General features: G+C 64.0%; 16 protein-coding genes. 11 read left to right on the top strand and 5 right to left on the bottom strand.

What is annotated here, in order from left to right; genetic code table 11:
• Positions 1 to 158: 158 nt before the first annotated feature.
• From recX to FAZ21_RS05880, 3 genes are all read right to left on the bottom strand, one after another.
• Positions 159 to 611: a recombination regulator RecX gene (gene recX / locus FAZ21_RS05890; RefSeq protein WP_211243380.1), complete on the bottom strand. Its 453-nt coding sequence runs from the start codon at positions 609 to 611 to the stop codon at positions 159 to 161.
• A 79-nt stretch (positions 612 to 690) separates the two neighbouring features.
• Positions 691 to 1749 carry a recombinase RecA gene (gene recA / locus FAZ21_RS05885; protein WP_136772355.1) on the bottom strand — a complete coding sequence of 353 codons (1059 nt, stop codon included), beginning with the start codon at positions 1747 to 1749 and terminating at the stop codon, positions 691 to 693.
• 117 nt (positions 1750 to 1866) lie between these two features.
• On the bottom strand, positions 1867 to 3699 hold the full coding sequence (locus tag FAZ21_RS05880; RefSeq protein ID WP_169307275.1) for a sensor histidine kinase: 1833 nt from the start codon (positions 3697 to 3699) through the stop codon (positions 1867 to 1869).
• Positions 3700 to 3886: 187 nt separating this feature from the next.
• On the opposite strand from FAZ21_RS05880, the gene FAZ21_RS05875 reads away from it, so the two are divergent.
• Positions 3887 to 5146: a D-amino acid dehydrogenase gene (locus FAZ21_RS05875; protein WP_136772353.1), complete on the top strand. Its 1260-nt coding sequence runs from the start codon at positions 3887 to 3889 to the stop codon at positions 5144 to 5146.
• 69 nt (positions 5147 to 5215) lie between these two features.
• Here FAZ21_RS05875 and guaB read toward each other — a convergent pair whose 3' ends face one another.
• Entirely contained in the window at positions 5216 to 6682 is a 1467-nt protein-coding gene (guaB, locus tag FAZ21_RS05870; RefSeq protein ID WP_136772352.1) for an IMP dehydrogenase, read from the bottom strand.
• A 124-nt stretch (positions 6683 to 6806) separates the two neighbouring features.
• Here guaB and FAZ21_RS05865 point away from each other — a divergent pair, with 124 nt between their 5' ends.
• The 4 genes from FAZ21_RS05865 (at position 6807) to FAZ21_RS05850 (ending at position 10800) form a co-directional block, all read left to right on the top strand.
• Complete coding sequence (locus tag FAZ21_RS05865) at positions 6807 to 7961, top strand: patatin-like phospholipase family protein (RefSeq protein WP_136772351.1); 1155 nt, start codon at positions 6807 to 6809, stop codon at positions 7959 to 7961.
• A gap of 97 nt (positions 7962 to 8058) precedes the next feature.
• The gene (locus FAZ21_RS05860; protein ID WP_136772350.1) at positions 8059 to 8580 is read left to right on the top strand and encodes a disulfide bond formation protein B; all 522 of its coding nucleotides are present in this window, start codon (positions 8059 to 8061) and stop codon (positions 8578 to 8580) included.
• Positions 8577 to 9518, top strand: a complete 942-nt coding sequence (locus FAZ21_RS05855) for a hydrogen peroxide-inducible genes activator (protein WP_136772349.1) — start codon at positions 8577 to 8579, stop codon at positions 9516 to 9518. The genes FAZ21_RS05860 and FAZ21_RS05855 overlap by 4 nt, the downstream gene beginning before the upstream one ends.
• Before the next feature lie 130 nt (positions 9519 to 9648).
• Entirely contained in the window at positions 9649 to 10800 is a 1152-nt protein-coding gene (locus FAZ21_RS05850; protein ID WP_136772348.1) for an NAD(P)/FAD-dependent oxidoreductase, read from the top strand.
• A 4-nt stretch (positions 10801 to 10804) separates the two neighbouring features.
• Here FAZ21_RS05850 and FAZ21_RS05845 read toward each other — a convergent pair whose 3' ends face one another.
• Complete coding sequence (locus FAZ21_RS05845; RefSeq protein ID WP_136772347.1) at positions 10805 to 11551, bottom strand: SPOR domain-containing protein; 747 nt, start codon at positions 11549 to 11551, stop codon at positions 10805 to 10807.
• A gap of 158 nt (positions 11552 to 11709) precedes the next feature.
• Here FAZ21_RS05845 and ndk point away from each other — a divergent pair, with 158 nt between their 5' ends.
• Genes ndk through hisS form a run of 6 tightly spaced genes read left to right on the top strand, consistent with a single transcriptional unit; the run spans position 11710 to position 17498 of the window.
• Positions 11710 to 12138: a nucleoside-diphosphate kinase gene (gene ndk, locus FAZ21_RS05840; RefSeq protein ID WP_136772346.1), complete on the top strand. Its 429-nt coding sequence runs from the start codon at positions 11710 to 11712 to the stop codon at positions 12136 to 12138.
• Between the two features lie 37 nt (positions 12139 to 12175).
• Positions 12176 to 13297: a dual-specificity RNA methyltransferase RlmN gene (gene rlmN, locus FAZ21_RS05835; protein ID WP_136772345.1), complete on the top strand. Its 1122-nt coding sequence runs from the start codon at positions 12176 to 12178 to the stop codon at positions 13295 to 13297.
• 10 nt (positions 13298 to 13307) lie between these two features.
• Positions 13308 to 14054, top strand: coding sequence for a type IV pilus biogenesis/stability protein PilW (gene pilW / locus FAZ21_RS05830; RefSeq protein WP_169307274.1), 747 nt, complete (start codon positions 13308 to 13310; stop codon positions 14052 to 14054).
• Positions 14055 to 14103: 49 nt separating this feature from the next.
• On the top strand, positions 14104 to 14949 hold the full coding sequence (locus tag FAZ21_RS05825; protein ID WP_136772343.1) for a RodZ domain-containing protein: 846 nt from the start codon (positions 14104 to 14106) through the stop codon (positions 14947 to 14949).
• 10 nt (positions 14950 to 14959) lie between these two features.
• Positions 14960 to 16231 carry a flavodoxin-dependent (E)-4-hydroxy-3-methylbut-2-enyl-diphosphate synthase gene (gene ispG / locus FAZ21_RS05820; protein ID WP_136772342.1) on the top strand — a complete coding sequence of 424 codons (1272 nt, stop codon included), beginning with the start codon at positions 14960 to 14962 and terminating at the stop codon, positions 16229 to 16231.
• 4 nt (positions 16232 to 16235) lie between these two features.
• Positions 16236 to 17498 (top strand): histidine--tRNA ligase, encoded by a 1263-nt coding sequence (gene hisS, locus FAZ21_RS05815; RefSeq protein WP_136772341.1) that lies wholly within the window; start codon positions 16236 to 16238, stop codon positions 17496 to 17498.
• The last annotated feature ends 37 nt before the right edge of the window (positions 17499 to 17535 follow it).

The following is a 17535-nucleotide window of genomic DNA, read 5'->3' as shown; positions in this document are numbered from 1 at the left end:
GGGCACGACAACTCCGGCATATTGAACTTCCCTCTTGATAGCCTTTGCCGCGTGGGATTGCCAATTTTTGTAAGGAAAGTCGCAAGTCGTCCGGCGATTTGCGCAATGCCACTGCTGATCGGGCTGGCATTGCGCTCGCGCGACAATGCGTCGGGGAGTCACTCGTCGTCCCAGTCGCCCCCGACCACGGCGTATATCACGTCCAGCGAAAACCCCCGCGTGGCAAGAAAGCGCAACTGCCGTGCGCGCTCCTTGGCATCCGTGGCGGGGCTGCCGAACTTGCGCTGCCAGATGTCGCGGGCGCGCGCGGCTTCGCTGGTCTGAAGGTGGGCAAGGGTGTCATCGATGGTCTCGGCGGCCACCCCCTTGCTGCACAGCTCCGCTTTTAACCGTGTACCGCCGTAGCGCGCGGCGCGACCATGCACCCAACTTTCGGCAAAGCGCGCATCGGATAGCCAGCCGCGTTGCGCGAAATCGTCGAGCAGCGTTTCCAGTTCCGCTTCGTCTTCCGTGTGCGGCTTCAGCTTGCGCAGCAGTTCCAGCCGCGAATGCTCCCGGCGCGATAACAGGGCGAGGGCACGATTGCGCAGGGTGGCAGGAGGTTTCGGCAATGGCGGGGCCTCGTGGTGGGGTGTCGCAAGCGAACAGGGCGAGCCATGAGGCTCGCCCTGCAGGGGGTGGACCGGCGGCTTACTCGGCCGCGACGGCGTCCGCCTCATCGGCTAGCGAGCCGCCCGATTCGATCGGCACTTCGCCGAAACCGATCTTGCTGCGGATCTTCTGCACGATTTCCTGCGTCAGTTCGGGGTTGTCCTTGAGGAACTGACGGGCATTTTCCAGGCCCTGGCCGATCTTGTTGCCGTTGTAGCTATACCAGGCGCCCGATTTTTCGACGATCTTGTGTGTAACGCCGTGATCGATGATCTCGCCTTCGCGGCTGATGCCTTCGCCGTAGAGGATGTCGAAGGTCACCACGCGGAACGGCGGGGCCACCTTGTTCTTGGCGATTTTCACCTTGGTCTGGTTGCCGATGATCTCGTCGCCCTTTTTCACGGCGCCGATGCGGCGGATATCCAGGCGAACGGAGGCATAGAACTTCAGCGCGTTGCCGCCGGTGGTCGTTTCCGGGCTCTGGCCGGGCATCATTACGCCGATCTTCATCCGCAACTGGTTGATGAAGATGACCAGCGTGTTGGTGCGCTTGATGTTGCCGGTCAGCTTGCGCAGCGCCTGGCTCATCAGGCGTGCCTGCAGGCCGGGGAGCTGGTCGCCCATTTCCCCTTCGATTTCCGCCTTCGGTGTCAGCGCGGCAACCGAGTCGATCACGATGATGTCCACGCCGCCGGAGCGAACCAGCATGTCGCAGATTTCCAGCGCCTGCTCACCGGTATCGGGCTGGGAAATCAGCATGTCGGATACGTTGACGCCCAGGCGTTGCGCATAGACGGGGTCCAGCGCGTTCTCGGCATCGATATAGGCGGCAACGCCGCCGTTCTTCTGGATTTCCGCCACGACATGCAGGCACAGCGTGGTTTTGCCGGACGATTCCGGGCCGAAGATTTCAACCACGCGGCCGCGTGGCAGGCCGCCCACGCCCAGGCCCAGGTCCAGGCCGAGCGAGCCGGTGGAAACCACCTGCAGATCATTCTCGATCTGGCTCTCGCCCATCTTCATGATGGCGCCCTTGCCGAATTGGCGTTCGATCTGTGCCAGCGCCGCAGCCAGCGCCTTGCTCTTGTTGTCGTCCATGACACCTGTGCCCGTATGAGTGGAAATGCGGCCTTGTGGCCGGCCTGATGTTGCGGCGATTATAGAACGAATGTTCTGTAAAAGAAAAGCGGCGAGGCGAGCGGATGCGCGCGGAGGTCAGGTCCCGGGGACGTCGCGCCCTTCGGGGAGCGTGAAGTAGAAGGTGGTGCCTTCGTCAGGCGCGCCCTTGGCCCAGATGCGACCGCCATGACGCTGGACGATGGCCTGCGCAATGGCCAGGCCGATGCCGTTGCCTTCGTACTCGCCGGGCGGATGCAGGCGCTGGAAGGGCAGGAACAGGCGGATGACCTGGGCCATGTCGAAGCCTACGCCGTTGTCGCTGACCTGGTAGACCTGCTGGCCGTTGGCTTCGTTGACTTCCAGCGAGATGACCGGCTCGGGGACATGGCTGGTGAACTTCCAGGCATTGTCGAGCAGGTTGTACAGCACGATGCGGATCAGCTTGGGGTCGGCGCTGGCCATCAGGCAGTCGGGGAAGGCGATCTCCACCTGCCGGTCCGGTTGCAGTGCGCGCAGTTCTTCGACGATTTCGTAGGCCACGGCCGCCAGGTCCACTGGCTGGCGGCGGATCTCGCTGCGCGACAGCCGGGACAGCGTCAGCAGGTCGTCCACCAGGACGCCCATGTGGCGCATGGTGCCGCGCATGCGGACCACGTAGTTGCGCGCACGCTCGTCGAGCGTATCGCTGTAGTCCTCCAGCAGCACCTCGATATAGCCCTCGATGGTCCGCAGTGGCGAGCGCAGGTCGTGCGAGACCGATTGGGCGAAGGTTTCGAGTTCGTGGTTGGCGGCGGCCAACGCACGCGTGCTGAGTTCGATGCCTTCTTCCAGGTGATTGCGATACTTTTCCAGTTCGATCTCGGCCTCCTTGCGTGCCGAGATGTCGATCAGGAAGCCTTGCAGGTGATGACCATCGGCGCCGTGGCGGTGTTCGGCGATCAACAGCACCCAGACCGTGCGCTGGTCCTTGGCGAGCAGGCGACACTCGAACTCGGTGGGCGCATCGCCGCGCACTTCGGTGAAAAGCTGGTAGGCCAGGTGGCGATCGTTGGGGTGCAGGTAGGTGGAGAGGAAGTTCTCGTGATACCAGACCGACTGCGGATAGCCGAGAAGCTGCTCCGCCTGGGGGCCGACGTATACGAAGCGCCATTCCTCCGGGTTGGCATCCCAGGGGATGACGCGGGTGGATTCCACCAGCCGCTGGAAGCGCCCCTGGCTGGCGCGCAGCGCGGATTCGATATGGCGCCGGCTGATCAGATCGGCTTCGAGTTGCAGGTTTTTCTGCTCCAGCGTGTCGAACATGGCCTTCAGCGATTGTCGCGTCGCTTCCAGCCCATGCCCGAGCTGGCCCAGTTCGTCGTCGCGATGCCAGATGAAGGGCTGGTCCAGTTGCTGGTTGGCCAGGCGTTTGGCCTGCTTCGTCAGCGCGTCGAGCGGCCTGAGAATGCGCGAGTGGATCAGGAACAGGATCAGGCCCAGGCTGAAGGCCAGTTGTACCAGCACCGACGCGATGGTCTGGCGCTGTTCGCTGCGGATCAGGGCGATGGCGCGGCCATCGTCGAATTCCACGGTGACCTTGCCGATCTGCGCGCCCTGCTTGGTGACCACGCGGTTCAACGCGTAGAGCTGGCCCTGCCGGCGTTCGGGGCGATTGGCGCTGAGGAAGGTGCCCAGTGTGTTGTCGCTGATCACCACGCGCACCACGCGTTCGTCGCTCATCACCGAGTCGAGCAATGGCCGGCCCGATTCTGGCGCCAGATTCCATAGCGGTTCCTGCATGCCCAGCATCAGGATGTCCGCAATCCGCCCGTGATCGCGTGCCATTTGCGCCCGGGCTTCGCCCAGTTGCGATTCCAGGCGCAGATAGCCTGCGATGCTTGCGGGCAACAACAGCCCGGCCAGGATGGCGAGGATAAGAGCGGTACGCAACGATAGGGTCATTGTCGATTGGCTTTAAAGCGGGATACGCGCCGCGTAGTCTAGCCGACAAATATGGGAAAGCGCGCAATGGCAATGGCCGGGGTGGTATGGAAACCCCACGCTTGATGGCGCGCAGGCCCCGTGGCTGCGGGGCGCGGCATAATTCAGCCCCTGGATCGACGAAAGGGAGAGGCAGATGCGGATAGCAGTACTGGGAGCGGGGGTCATTGGCGTGACTTCGGCATGGTTTCTGGCGCGGGCGGGCCACCAGGTCACCGTCATCGAGCGCGCGCCGGAAGTGGCGCGCGAAACCAGCTACGCCAACGGGGGCCAGATTTCGGTGTGCCATGCCGAGCCCTGGGCCAATCCCAAGGCACCCTGGAAGGCTTTGCAATGGCTGGGTGAAGAAGACGCGCCGCTGTTGTTCCGCATGCGCGCCGATCCGGCGCTGTGGCGCTGGGGCCTGGGCTTCCTGCGCGAATGCCCGCGAGCCCGCGCCCGCGCCAATTTGCAGAACCTGGTGCGCCTCGGTCTGTATAGTCGCGACACCCTGCAACGCCTGCGCGCCGAACTCGGCCTGGAGTACGACGCCCGTACCGAGGGCATCCTGCATTACTACACCGACCCCGCCGAATTCGAGGCCGCGATTCCCGCCGCCGCGGCAATGCGCGAGGTGGGGCTGGACCGGCAGGTCAAGCAGGCGCATGAGTGCATTGCCATCGAACCTGCGCTTGGCGCATCGCATCGCCCCATTGTCGGTGGTACCTATACCCCGTCCGATGAATCCGGCGATGCGCGCAAGTTCACGGATGAGCTGGCGCGCCATGCCGCCAGATTAGGCGTGGATTTCCGCTATGACTGCGTCATCGACGGCTTCGCCACCGAGGGGGACCGGGTCTCCGGGGTGCGGTTGGGTACGGCGGAAGGGCCGGAAGTGCTGGCTGCCGACGCCTTCGTGGTGTGCCTGGGCAGCTATAGCCCGTTGCATCTGGCACCCCTGGGTATCCGGCTCAACCTGTATCCGGCCAAGGGGTACTCCGCCACCATTCCGGTTCGGCCGGGGCAGAAGGCGCCCACGGTCAGCCTGACCGACGATGGCCACAAGCTGGTGTTTTCCCGCCTGGGTGACCGGCTGCGCGTGGCGGGAACCGCGGAATTCAACGGCTATGACCTGTCGCTGAACCGTATCCGTTGCGAGGCGCTGGTGGCGCGAACCAGGGAGATTTTCCCGGATGGCGCCGATTACGATGCGGCCGAGTTCTGGTGTGGCCTGCGCCCCGCCACGCCGAGCAATCTGCCTTATATCGGCGGTACGCGTTATGCCAACCTTTATCTGAACACCGGGCACGGCACACTGGGCTGGACCGAGGCCTGCGGTTCCGGGCTGGCGATTGCCGACATCATCGCGGGGCGGCGGCCGGAGGTGGATTTTCCGTTCACCGGGCTGCCGGCCTGATCGAGCCGGGCTTCGCAAAAACAAAACCCCCGCAGTGCTGCGGGGGTTTTGCTTGACGGAAAGGTTTGCTCATTCCATCCGGTAGTTCGGCGCTTCCTTGGTGATCTGCACATCGTGAACGTGCGATTCGCGGATGCCGGCCGCCGTGATCTGGACGAACTCCGCCTTGGCGTGGATGTCGGCAATGCTGGCGCAGCCCAGGTAGCCCATCGAGGAGCGGATACCGCCGACCAACTGGTGGACGATGGCGGACAACGCCCCCTTGTACGGCACGCGGCCTTCGATGCCTTCCGGTACCAGCTTTTCGACGTTGGCGGTGTTTTCTTCCTGGAAGTAACGATCCGACGAGCCTTGCTGCATGGCGCCCAGCGAACCCATGCCACGATAGCTCTTGTAGCTGCGGCCCTGGTATAGCTCGACTTCGCCCGGTGCTTCCTCGGTGCCGGCGAACAGGCCGCCGAGCATCACGCAGTGCGCGCCAGCGGCCAGCGCCTTGGCGATGTCGCCGGAGAAGCGGATGCCGCCGTCGGCAATCAGCGGCACGCCGGTGCCGGCCAGTGCATCGGCAACATTGGAAACCGCGGAAATCTGGGGCACGCCCACGCCGGCAACGATGCGGGTGGTGCAGATCGAGCCCGGGCCGATCCCTACCTTGACCGCGTCGGCGCCGGCTTCCACCAGGGCCAGCGCGGCGGCGGCAGTGGCGATATTGCCGCCGACCACCTGCACTTGCGGGAAGTTCTGCTTTACCCAGCGCACGCGATCGATCACGCCCTGGCTGTGGCCATGCGCGGTATCGACGACGATGACGTCGACGCCGGCTTCGACCAGCAATGTCGCGCGCTCTTCGGTGTCGCCGCCCGTGCCCACGGCTGCGCCGACGCGCAGGCGGCCCAGGCTGTCCTTGGCCGCATTCGGGTGTTCGGTGGTCTTGATGATGTCCTTGACCGTGATCAGGCCCTTGAGGCGGAAGTTGTCGTCCACCACCAGCACCCGCTCCAGGCGGTTGGTGTGCATCAGTTCGCGAGCATCTTCGATGCTCGCGCCTTCCTTTACCGTGACCAGGCGTTCGCGGGGGGTCATGATCGAGCTGACCGGCACGTCCAGGCGCGATTCGAAACGGATGTCGCGGTTGGTGACGATGCCGACGACCTGGCCGCCGGCATCGACCACGGGCAGGCCGGAGATCCGGTGCTGGCGTGTGAGGGCCAGGACATCGCGGACCAGCAGGTCCGGACGGATGGTGATCGGGTCTTTGACGATGCCCGATTCGTAGCGCTTGACCTTGGATACTTCCTGGGCCTGCTGTCTGGCCGACATGTTCTTGTGCATGATGCCGATGCCGCCTTCCTGTGCCATGGCGATGGCAAGGCGGGATTCGGTCACCGTATCCATCGCGGCGGAAACGAGCGGAAGATTCAGGCGGATGTCACGCGTGAACTGGGTGGCCAGTGAAACGTCGCGGGGAAGAACGGAGGAATGTGCGGGGACAAGCAGAACGTCGTCGAAGGTCAGGGCTTTCTGTACGATGCGCATGGGCGAAATCCTTTTACGCCAAAACCAGATTATACCGAAAGGGCCGTTGCTCGACCATGCCCCGGTGTCATTGGACAGGGTCGAGTGCCAGGCATGAGCGCGCGCGAACGCGCCAGGGGAGAGCATGGATCAGCCGACGCATCGTGCGCAGAACGCCACCGCGTTGATCCTGTCGGGCGGCGGCGCCAGGGCCGCCTACCAGATCGGCGTGCTGTTGGCCGTGACGCGATTGCATCGCCGGTCGCGTGATAACCCGTTTCCCATCATCTGCGGGACGTCGGCGGGCGGCATCAATGCCGCCGCGCTGGCAGCCGGCGCCACCGATTTTCGCCGGGCCGTGCGCGAACTGGCGCGCGCCTGGCTGTCGTTGACGCCGGAGCGCGTCTATCGCGTCACCTTGCCGGCGTTGTTTGGCCGTGCCGCGCACTGGATCTTTTCGCTGATGCTGGGTGGCCTGGGCCGCTTCAACCCCCGGTCTTTTCTCGACAATCGCCCGCTGACCGAGCTGTTGCGGAACATGATCGACTTCGGCGGTATCGGCCGGGCCATCGAGGCGGGGCAGCTCAAGGCGCTGTCGATTACCGCTTCCGGTTACACCACCGGGCAATCCGTCAGTTTTTTCCAGGGCGACGATGCGTTGCAGGGCTGGCAGCGCGCGCAACGGCTTGGCATGAAGACCGTCATCGAGCCGCCGCACCTGCTGGCGTCCAGCGCGATCCCATTCGTCTTTCCCGCTGCGCGGATACACCGCGAGTATTTTGGCGACGGGTCGGTGCGGCAGGTGGCACCGATCAGCCCCGCCATCCATCTCGGCGCGTGCCGGGTGCTGGTCATCGGCGTGGCGCCGCAATCCGAGCCGGTTCCGCCGCGTGAAAAGGTGGTGGCCTACCCATCGCTGGCGCAGGTGGCCGGGCACCTGCTCGATAGCATCTTCATCGACGGGCTGGAAGCGGATCTGGAGCGGGTGCGCCGCATCAATCGTACGCTGGAGCGCCTGCCCGCTGTCGAGCGTGAGCAGCTGGGGTTGCGTCAGGTGGAGGTGTTCAGCATCAAGCCTTCGCGACCGCTGGAGCGCTTGGCCATGCCGCATCGCTCGACGTTCCCGCCCGGCCTGCGCTTCCTGCTGGGCGGGCTGGGCGCATTTCGTCGCCAGGGATCGATCGTGGCCAGCTATGTTCTGTTCCATCATCAGTACGCGCGCGAGCTGATCCGCCTGGGGTATCGCGATGCCATGGCGCAGCGCGAGGCGCTGGCGGAGTTCCTGAATCGTGCGGGGTAAATCGGCACATCAGGGTTCCGTGATGTTTGCTTTGGCGTTGCCTGAGCATGGCGTTACAATCGCCGATTGAAAAAAACAATCAGACAAGGAGTGGGGCATGGCCCGCTGGCGTCTTTGGTTCCTGGTCTTGTTTCTGGCGTGCTGCGGCATGGTCGGCTTTGCGATGTATCACCAGATCTACAACTGGGTGATGCCCTGTCTGATGTGCATCTATCAACGGCTGGCGGTCATTGCCTTTGGCCTGCTTTCCTTGCTGGCCGTGTTCTGGAAGCCGGCATCCCGGCGCGGCGTGATCATCCTGGGGTCCTTGCTGGGCCTGTCCGCGCTGGCCGGCGCGGCAAGCGCGGTCTGGAACCTGCGCCTGCAATACGGTACCCCGGACCCCAATCTCGCGTGCGCCTCCAGCCTGCCGTTTCCCATCGATTTGAACGACCCGGGCTGGCCGGGCTGGCTGGTGGCGCTGATCCGCCCGGTCGGCAGTTGCACCAGCGTCGATTTCACGCTGCTTGGTCTCAGCATGCCGCTGTTGGTGCTGTTCACGATGCTGGTTCTGCTCGGTTTGACCTTCGCGCTGAGCGCGCGGCGCTGGCGCGAACTGAAGAGGAAGTTCTGGGTATGACGTTGACGGAGCTTCGCTATATCGTCGCCGTGGCACGAGAGCGCCATTTTGGCCGCGCCGCCGCCAGTTGCTTCGTGTCGCAGCCCACGTTGTCGGTGGCGGTGAAGAAGCTGGAGGACGAGCTGGGCGTCACGCTGTTCGAGCGCTCGGCCGGCGATGTGACGCTGACCCCCATCGGAGAGCGCATCGTCGAGCAATCGCAGTCGGTGCTCGAGGAAGTGCAGGTCATCAAGCAGTTGGCCGAGCAGGGCAAGGACCCTCTGGCCGGGCCGCTGCGCCTGGGCATCATTTATTCCATCAGCCCGTATCTGCTGCCGCACCTGATTCCTGCATTGCGCGAGCGCGCACCGCAGATGCAAGTGTTGCTGGAAGAAGACTACACCGCGCGGCTGGCGGAGATGCTCAAGCAGGGCGAGATCGATCTGGCCATCGTGGCCGAGCCGTTCCATGAAAGCGGCGTGGTCACCCAGGCGATCTACGACGAGCCCTTTGTCGTCGCCACCCCCAAGGGGCACCCTTGGGAAAAGCTCGATCACGTGAATTCCGAGCAGTTGTCGGAAGAAAATGTCCTGCTGCTGTCGCCAGGCAACTGTTTTCGGGATCAGGTCCTGCAGATGTGCCCGGACCTGAATCGCGAAAGTGTCCCTGCCGGCAGCAGTCTGCAACGCACGTTGCAGGGCAGCTCGCTGACCACGATCCGGCATATGGTCGCGGGCGGCATTGGCGTTACGGTGTTGCCGGTGACCTCCGTCAGCCCCGCGGACGATGCGCTGCTGGCGATTCGCCCCTTTGTCGAGCCGGCGCCCACCCGGCGGGTAGTGCTGGCGTGGCGCAAGAACTTCCCGCGCGGCGCGGCGGTCGAAGCGGTGCGGCAGGCGGTGCTGGGTGCGGGACTGACCAATATCACCTATCTGCCCGAGGCCCATGCCAGCGCCTGAGTGGCGGCCTGCGCATTACTTATATTCCGTTTTTCTCGTTCAATCAGTTTGTCTGGCGCCCCGGTGCGCTCGCCGGAAGCCGGTTTGAGCCGGCATGGGTGGATATCGGGCGTCTATCCCTGGAGTCTTCATGTCCGATCCTGTCGTGATCGTCGGCGCGGGCCTGGCCGCCTACCACTGTGCCCGCGAGTTTCGCAAACTCGATACTTCCACGCCGCTGTTCATCGTTGCCCGTGATGGCGCCGGTTTCTATTCGAAACCGATGCTGTCCAATGCCCTGGCGGGAAACAAGGCGCCGGAAGCGTTGGTCATGAAATCGGCCGAGCGCATGGCGGAGGAGCTGAATGCCACCATCTGGCCGCGTTGCGAAGCAACCGCCATCGATGTGGCCGCGCAAACCGTGGCTTTTGCGGACGGTCGCCAGTTGCGCTATCGCGATCTGGTCCTGGCGCTCGGTGCCGATCCCATCCGCCTGTCCCTGGCGGGGGATGCCGCCGCCCAGGTGCTGTCCGTGAACGACCTGGACGATTACGCCCGCTTCGTCGAACGCCTGCCCGTGGAAGGTGCCGTGGCCATCCTCGGGGCTGGCCTGATCGGGTGCGAGTTCGCCAATGACCTGCTGGCGCGTGGGCTGAAGCCGGTGGTGGTCGATCCCGCCGCCTGGCCGCTCTCCCGTTTCGTGCCGCAAGCGGCCGGAGACTGGCTTCGCGAGCGCCTGGCGGCCGCGGGCGTGGATTTTCACCTGGGTGTGGCGGCGACGTCGGTCAATGAGGCGAGCGGTGGCTATCGGGTTGCGCTCGATGATGGCGCGGTGCTCGAGGTGGCGCTGGTCCTGTCGGCGGTGGGGTTGTGCCCGCGCACCGGGCTGGCGCGGCAATCCGGGATGGCGACGGGGCGGGGCGTGACGGTCGGGCGAGACCTGCAAACCAGTGCGCAGCATGTCTGGGCGCTCGGCGATTGCGCCGAAGTGGCCGGATCGAGCCTGCCTTTTGTCATGCCCCTCATGCAGCAGGCCCGGGTCTTGGCGGCAACCCTGGCGGGTCAGGGGGCACAGGTCAGATATCCCGCCATGCCGGTCATCGTCAAAACCCCCGGTTGCCCGACGGTCGTGGCGCCGCCGCAAGGCGGGCGTGACGGGGTCTGGGAGGTCGATGCGAACGAAGTGGCACTGGTGGCGAGGCATTGCTCGCCAACCGGTGAACTGCTGGGCTTCGCGCTGATGGGCGAGGGAATCCGGCAGCGCCAGTCGCTGGTCGCGCAACTGGCGCCCTGGCTGGACTGATCGATCAGTTGTTGTGCAGGACCGGGTCGATGCCGAGCGCGCGCAGCTGCCGCTTGGCAGCCTCCGCCTCGGCCTTGGTCTTGAAGGGGCCGATCTGTACCCGGGTCTCCAGATAGGCCGGAATGCCGGCATTCTGTAGCTGGCGCAGCAGTTTTTCCGCGTTGTTCGCGTGCAGGAAGACACCGGCCTGAACGGTGTAGGTGGCCGGCTCGGTCGCGACCACGGGGCGCGCCGGTGGTTCGACGGGCGCTGGCCGGGCGAGCGTGGGGCTGACGGGCCGGACGATGTCCGGCGGCGTGGGACGGGCTATCTGCGGTTGTGCGGGGCGAACGACGCCGGGCAGTGCCGGCCGGTCTGTTTCATTGAGTGTCGGGCCAAGCGGGCGGACAGCCACGACGGGCGACGGGGTGGGGGTGGTCGCCGGCGCGGCAGGCGCGGCGACTGGCGCTGCGGCGGTCGGGCTTGGTGCCGTTGCGGTGTCGGAGGCGATCGAGGCATTTTCAGCAAGCGGCGCGCTGGCGGTAACGACCGGCGCGCTCGCGACGACGGGTTTTGGAGCCGGTATTGCGGCGATGCGCGGTTGGGCCGGGGTAGGGGCGAGCTGCGGTGTCGAGTCGGGGCGGTCCAGCAGATAGATGCCGGCCAGAATGATGACGATCAACCCGGTGGCAATTCCCAGGCGCCAAAACACTTGTTCTTTCAGCCGGTGCTGCTCGGCTTCCCTCAGCAGGGGATCCTGTCCGTCACTCATCTGCCGTTGTGCACGCAAGTTTGTTATAATGTTCGGCTATTTTGACGCAGCGCAAGATTGCTGCGGATAGTCCAGAACGAGGCTAGCCCAGTCTGCCTGCTGCTGCAAACGATTTCTTTGTCCTTTATCTAGAACCGTAACGCCTATTCGGAGTCACCATGGCTATTGAACGTACGCTGTCGATCGTAAAACCTGATGCCGTCGCCAAGAATGTGATCGGCAAGATTTATGATCGCTTCGAATCCGCCGGTCTGAAGGTCGTTGCCGCGCGCATGAAGCATCTGTCCCGCACCGAGGCCGAAGGCTTCTACGCGGTGCACAAAGAGCGTCCTTTCTTCAAGGATCTGGTCGATTTCATGGTTTCCGGCCCGGTGATGATCCAGGCCCTGGAGGGCGAGGGCGCGGTGCTGAAGAATCGCGAGCTGATGGGCGCCACCGACCCGAAGAAGGCCGATAAGGGTACCATTCGCGCCGATTTCGCCGAGTCGATCGACGCCAACGCCGTTCACGGTTCGGATAGCGCGGAAAATGCGGCGATCGAGATCGCCTATTTCTTCGCGGCTTCCGAAGTGTACGCCGCCAAGTAATCGCGTCCGCCCCGTGCGGGCGGTCCGGGAGTAACGAATGTCCGTCAATCTGCTTGATTTCGATGCCGACCGCATGGCCGAGCTGATGGTGCAATACGGCGAAAAGCCGTTCCGCGCCAAGCAACTGATGAAGTGGATTCATCAGCGCGGCGTGGCCGATTTCGAGCAGATGACCGACATCGCCAGGAATTTTCGCACCCGGCTCGCCGCCGATGCCCAGATCAAGTCTCCGGGCGTGCTGGCCGAGCATGTGGCCAGCGACGGCACCACCAAGTGGTTGCTGGACGTCGGTGTCGGCAATGGCATCGAAACCGTGTTCATCCCCGAGGACGACCGCGGCACGCTCTGCGTCTCCAGCCAGGTAGGCTGCGCCCTCGAATGCTCGTTCTGTTCCACCGCGCGCCAGGGGTTCAACCGGAACCTCTCCGTGGGCGAAATCATCGGGCAGTTGTGGTGGGCCAACAATCGCCTGTCGGTCGAGCAAGCGCGGTTGGGCGCGCCGGTCAACGAAGACGGGCGCATCGTTTCCAATGTCGTGATGATGGGCATGGGCGAGCCGCTGGCCAATTTCGAGAATGTGGTCGCCGCGCTGCGCCTGATGCTGGATGACAATGCCTACGGCTTGTCGCGCCGGCGCGTCACGCTGTCCACATCGGGGCTGGTGCCGGCGATGGATCGCCTGCGCGACGCCTGTCCGGTGGCCCTGGCGGTCAGCCTGCATGCCCCGAACGATGAGATTCGCGATCACATCGTTCCTATCAACAAGAAATACCCGTTGCGCGAACTGCTGGCCGCCTGTAACCGCTATCTGGAAAAGGCGCCGCGCGACTTCATCACCTTCGAGTACGTGATGCTCGAGGGGGTCAACGATTTGCCCGAGCATGCGCGGCAACTGGCGGCGTTGTTGCGCGATGTGCCATGCAAGCTGAATTTGATCCCATTCAATCCCTTCCCCAACTCGGGCTACAACCGTTCGTCGCGCGATGCTATCCTCGCCTTTCGCGACATCCTGATTGATGCGGGCTACATCGTGACTGTCCGCAAAACGCGCGGCGACGATATCGATGCCGCCTGCGGCCAGCTCGCTGGCCAGGTCAAGGATCGGACGCGGCGTACACAGCGCGCGACCGACGCGCAGCCCATTACATTCCGGCGTTGAGGGGGAGAAGATGCGAGGTTTGATTGCGACGGTGGGCCTGGCACTGGGACTGATCGCAGGAGGCCTCGCCACGCCAGTGCTGGCCGAGCCCGGCGATGTGGCCACCCTGCGTACCCAGTTGGCTGCGGGCTACTTCAAACGGGGACAGTACGGCGTTGCCATCGATGAGGCCAATCGCGCCATCACCGCCAATCCGCGCTACGCGGAAGCCTACAACGTACTGGGGCTGATCTACGCCGAGCTGAAAGAGGACCAGAAGGCACGGGACAATTTCCAGAAGGCGCTGACGCTCTCCCCGGACAATCCCAACATCAATCACAACTATGGCTGGTTCCTCTGCGATCGCGGCCAGTATGACGAAGGCATTCTCTATTACCTGAATGCGCTGAAGGACAAGCTTTACACCACCCCGGACAAGACGCTGGTCAATGCCGGGCAGTGTGCGTTCCAGGCGGGCAAGATGACGGCGGCGCAGGATTACTTCGAGCGCGCGCTGGCCTATCGCCAGGACAACCTTCAGGCCCGTTTGTGGCTGGTCGAGCTGGGGCTGAAGAAGGGCGATCCGGTGCTGGCCAAGCAAAATTATGCAGAGTTGCAAAAGCGCTTGCCGGAAAGCGCGGAGTCGCTCTGGCTGGGAGTGCGGGTGGAGCGCATGGCGGGCAACAAAGCGGTGGAAAGCCGCATGGCCGCCAAGTTGCGCAATCAATTTCCCGAATCGGTGGAAACCACCAAGCTGCTGAACGGAAAGTACGACTGAACCGAGAGGCCTGCTGACGCAAGCGGATCTGCGTGGAAAACTGGACAGAATGACCGAGCAAACCGAATCGACGACATCCCTGCCGCAAGGTGTGGGCGCACGGCTGAAGGCGAGGCGCGAGCAGATGGGGCTTGCGATCGAGCAGATCGCGGCGCAACTGAAGCTGGCGAAGAAACAGATCGAAGCGATCGAGGCTGATCACTACAACTCCCTGCCGGGCAATACGTTCGCCCGTGGTTTCGTCCGCAATTACGCCAAGCTGCTGGGGATGGATGCCGCGCCGCTGCTGGCCGACCTGGAAGGGTTGCTGCCGACGGAGCGGGTACAGGTGGCGTTGCCGTCGGTACGCGAGGAAGTGGGCGTCAGTCTCGGTGGCAGCTTGCCGCGAAGTGGCTCGTCGCGCTGGCCGGCGGTGCTGGCCGGGCTGGTGGCGTTTGCGTGCGTGTTCGGCGGCGTCTGGTGGTATTTGCAGCAGCCGGTGAACCCACAGCTCGATACGCCGCCGGTGGAAGTGGTGGCGCCGGTGCCGGTCGATCCGGTTGGCGAGGCGGCGTCCCAGGCTGTCGCGGCGGCCAGTGCCGTTGCACCCCAGCCCGTGGTGACCGCCGTGCCCGGGCCGGTGGTGGCGTCGGCCGCGCCGACCCCAACCGCGGTGATGTCCGGTGATCTGCGAATCGCGGCGCAGGCGGAAACCTGGGTGCAGATCACCGATGCCGATGGGCGTCGCATGATTTCGGAAGTGATTCCGGCAGGTGCGGAGCGCTATGTAAGCGGTCGAGCGCCCTATCGCATCAAGATCGGCAATGCGCCGAAAACCCAGCTTTACCTGCGCGGCAAGCAGGTGGACCTCGTGCCCTATACGCAGGTCAATGTTGCCGCGTTCGAACTGAAATAACCCCCAGGCAATGATGAGCGATTCCCTTCCTCGCCGTAGTACCCGGCAGGTCCAACTGGGCCACGCCTGGATCGGCAGCGATCACCCGGTGCTGGTCCAGTCGATGACCAACACCGATACCGCCGATGCCGAAGGCACCGCGCGGCAGATTTTCGAGTTGTGGCGCGCGGGCTCCGAAGCCGTGCGCATCACCGTCAACAGTTCCGAAGCCGCCGCCGCCGTTGCGCCGATCCAGGCCATGCTGGAAGAGTGGGGTTGCCGCGTTCCGCTGATCGGTGATTTTCATTTCAACGGCGACCGGCTGCTGCGCGAATATCCCGAATGCGCCAAGGCGCTGGCCAAGTACCGTATCAACCCGGGCAATGTCGGGCGCGGTAGCAAGCGCGACGAGAAATTTGCCTTCATGATCGAAAAGGCCATCGAGTTCGACAAGGTGGTACGGATCGGCGTGAACTGGGGATCGATCGATCAGGCCATGGCCGGCCGGCTGATGGACGAGAACGCCAAGCTGGCCCAGCCGCTTCCGGTCGAGGCGGTCATGCGGGAAACCCTGATCCGCTCGGCGCTCGAATCGGCCGAACAGGCGATCGGCTGGGGGTTGTCCCCGGACAAGATCATCCTGTCGTGCAAGGTATCGCACGTGCAGGACCTGATCAGGGTCTATCGCGATCTGGGCAGCCGTTGCGATTTTCCGCTACACCTCGGCCTGACCGAGGCGGGCATGGGTTCCAAAGGCATCGTCGCATCCTCCGCCGCGCTGGCGGTGCTGCTCCAGGAAGGGATCGGCGACACCATCCGCATCTCCCTCACCCCCGAGCCGGGTGGCGATCGCACCAAGGAAGTGATCGTCGCGCAGGAGTTGCTGCAAACCATGGGCCTGCGCAGCTTCACCCCGCTGGTGACCGCGTGTCCGGGCTGTGGGCGGACGACCTCCACCGTGTTTCAGGAGTTGGCCCAGGATATCCAGGAGTTCCTGCGTCGGCAGATGCCGGTCTGGCGCGCCAGCTACCCGGGCGTCGAGGACATGAAGGTCGCGGTGATGGGGTGCGTGGTCAATGGCCCCGGCGAATCCAAGCTGGCGGATATCGGCATCAGCCTGCCGGGTACGGGCGAGGTGCCGGTCTGTCCGGTCTATGTGGATGGCGAGAAGACCGTCACGCTGAAGGGTGACCAGGTGGCGGCCGAGTTCCAGGCCATCGTCGAGAATTATGTGAGCACGCGGTATGGCGAGGGCGGTGCCAGGCGTGCCGAGAACAAGATCATTCCGCTCAAGGTTGTCTGATTCCATGGCTGACAAGTTTCAAAGCATCAAGGGTTTTTACGACATCCTGCCGGGCGATTCCGCGCTCTGGCAGAAGCTGGGCGACGTGGCCGCTCGCGTGCTCGGCCAGTACGGATATCGCTATATCCACCTGCCCATCGTCGAACCGACGGGGCTGTACGTGCGCGGCGTCGGCGAGAACACCGACATCGTCGAAAAGGAAATGTATTCCTGGGTGGATGCGCTGAACGGCGACAAGCTGACCTTGCGCCCCGAGGGCACTGCCGGCTGCGTCCGGGCGGTCGTCGAACACAACCTGACCTACAACGGCCCGCAGCGGCTGTGGTACGCCGGCCCCATGTTCCGTCACGAGAACGTGCAGAAAGGGCGGCAGCGGCAGTTCCACCAGATCGGTGTCGAGGCATTCGGCTTTACTGGCCCGGATGTCGATGCGGAGCAGATGGTGATGCTGGCGCGGCTGTGGCGCGCGCTCGGTCTGAACGACGTGGCCCTGCAGATCAACACCATTGGCGATGCCCCCGAGCGTGCGGCCTACCGCCAGGTGCTGATCGACTATTTCGAGCGCAATGCCGCGCTGCTGGATGACGATGCAAAGCGTCGCCTGCATACCAATCCGCTGCGTATCCTGGATAGCAAGAATCCGGCAATGCAGGAAATGATCGAAGCCGCGCCCAAGCTGTTCGATACGCTGGGCGCTGAAACACGGGCGCACTACGACGGTGTATGCCAGTTCCTTTCCGATGCCGGCGTGGCTTATCAACTGAATCAACGGTTGGTGCGCGGTCTGGATTACTACAACCGCACCGTGTTCGAATGGGTCACCACGCGCCTGGGCAGCCAGGGCACGATTGCTGGCGGGGGTCGCTACGACACCCTGGTGGAAACCCTGGGGGGCAAGCCCACGCCTGCCTGCGGCTTCGGCATGGGCCTGGAGCGTGTATTCCTGTTGATGCAGGAATATGGCGTGCAGGCTTCCGATTCGCCGGATGTCTATCTGGTGAATCTTGGCGACGAGGCGCAACGCATTGCGCCGGGCCTTGCCGAAAAACTGCGTGACGAAGGGCTGGCCGTGGCGGTGCATGCCGGTGGCGGCAGTTTCAAATCGCAGTTCAAGAAGGCGGATGCCAGTGGAGCACGCTTTGCGGTCGTGATCGGCGACGAAGAGGCACGCAATGGCAACGCCAATCTGAAAACGCTGACCGGTGCTGGCGCCGGCGAGCAAGTCACGCTGCCGCTGGCCGACCTGGCCGCACGAATTCGGGCATAATCGCCTACTTCCGTTTACCGCTCTGAACTCTGGATCA

The sequence above is a fragment of the Chitiniphilus eburneus genome (genome assembly GCF_005048205.1).
Lineage (GTDB): Bacteria > Pseudomonadota > Gammaproteobacteria > Burkholderiales > Chitinibacteraceae > Chitiniphilus > Chitiniphilus eburneus.
This window is presented reverse-complemented; position numbering and strand designations above follow the sequence as displayed.

Bases quoted from the DNA above. Each gene is read 5' to 3' on its own strand.
- FAZ21_RS05825 (WP_136772343.1), top strand. From the start codon at position 14,104: ATGACCGAGCAAACCGAATCGACGACATCCCTGCCGCAAGGTGTGGGC.
- ispG (WP_136772342.1), top strand. From the start codon at position 14,960: ATGATGAGCGATTCCCTTCCTCGCCGTAGTACCCGGCAGGTCCAACTG.
- FAZ21_RS05875 (WP_136772353.1), top strand. From the start codon at position 3,887: ATGCGGATAGCAGTACTGGGAGCGGGGGTCATTGGCGTGACTTCGGCA.
- guaB (WP_136772352.1), bottom strand. From the start codon at position 6,682: ATGCGCATCGTACAGAAAGCCCTGACCTTCGACGACGTTCTGCTTGTC.
- hisS (WP_136772341.1), top strand. From the start codon at position 16,236: ATGGCTGACAAGTTTCAAAGCATCAAGGGTTTTTACGACATCCTGCCG.
- FAZ21_RS05860 (WP_136772350.1), top strand. From the start codon at position 8,059: ATGGCCCGCTGGCGTCTTTGGTTCCTGGTCTTGTTTCTGGCGTGCTGC.
- pilW (WP_169307274.1), top strand. From the start codon at position 13,308: ATGCGAGGTTTGATTGCGACGGTGGGCCTGGCACTGGGACTGATCGCA.
- FAZ21_RS05855 (WP_136772349.1), top strand. From the start codon at position 8,577: ATGACGTTGACGGAGCTTCGCTATATCGTCGCCGTGGCACGAGAGCGC.
- recA (WP_136772355.1), bottom strand. From the start codon at position 1,749: ATGGACGACAACAAGAGCAAGGCGCTGGCTGCGGCGCTGGCACAGATC.
- FAZ21_RS05850 (WP_136772348.1), top strand. From the start codon at position 9,649: ATGTCCGATCCTGTCGTGATCGTCGGCGCGGGCCTGGCCGCCTACCAC.
- FAZ21_RS05865 (WP_136772351.1), top strand. From the start codon at position 6,807: ATGGATCAGCCGACGCATCGTGCGCAGAACGCCACCGCGTTGATCCTG.
- rlmN (WP_136772345.1), top strand. From the start codon at position 12,176: ATGTCCGTCAATCTGCTTGATTTCGATGCCGACCGCATGGCCGAGCTG.
- FAZ21_RS05845 (WP_136772347.1), bottom strand. From the start codon at position 11,551: ATGAGTGACGGACAGGATCCCCTGCTGAGGGAAGCCGAGCAGCACCGG.
- ndk (WP_136772346.1), top strand. From the start codon at position 11,710: ATGGCTATTGAACGTACGCTGTCGATCGTAAAACCTGATGCCGTCGCC.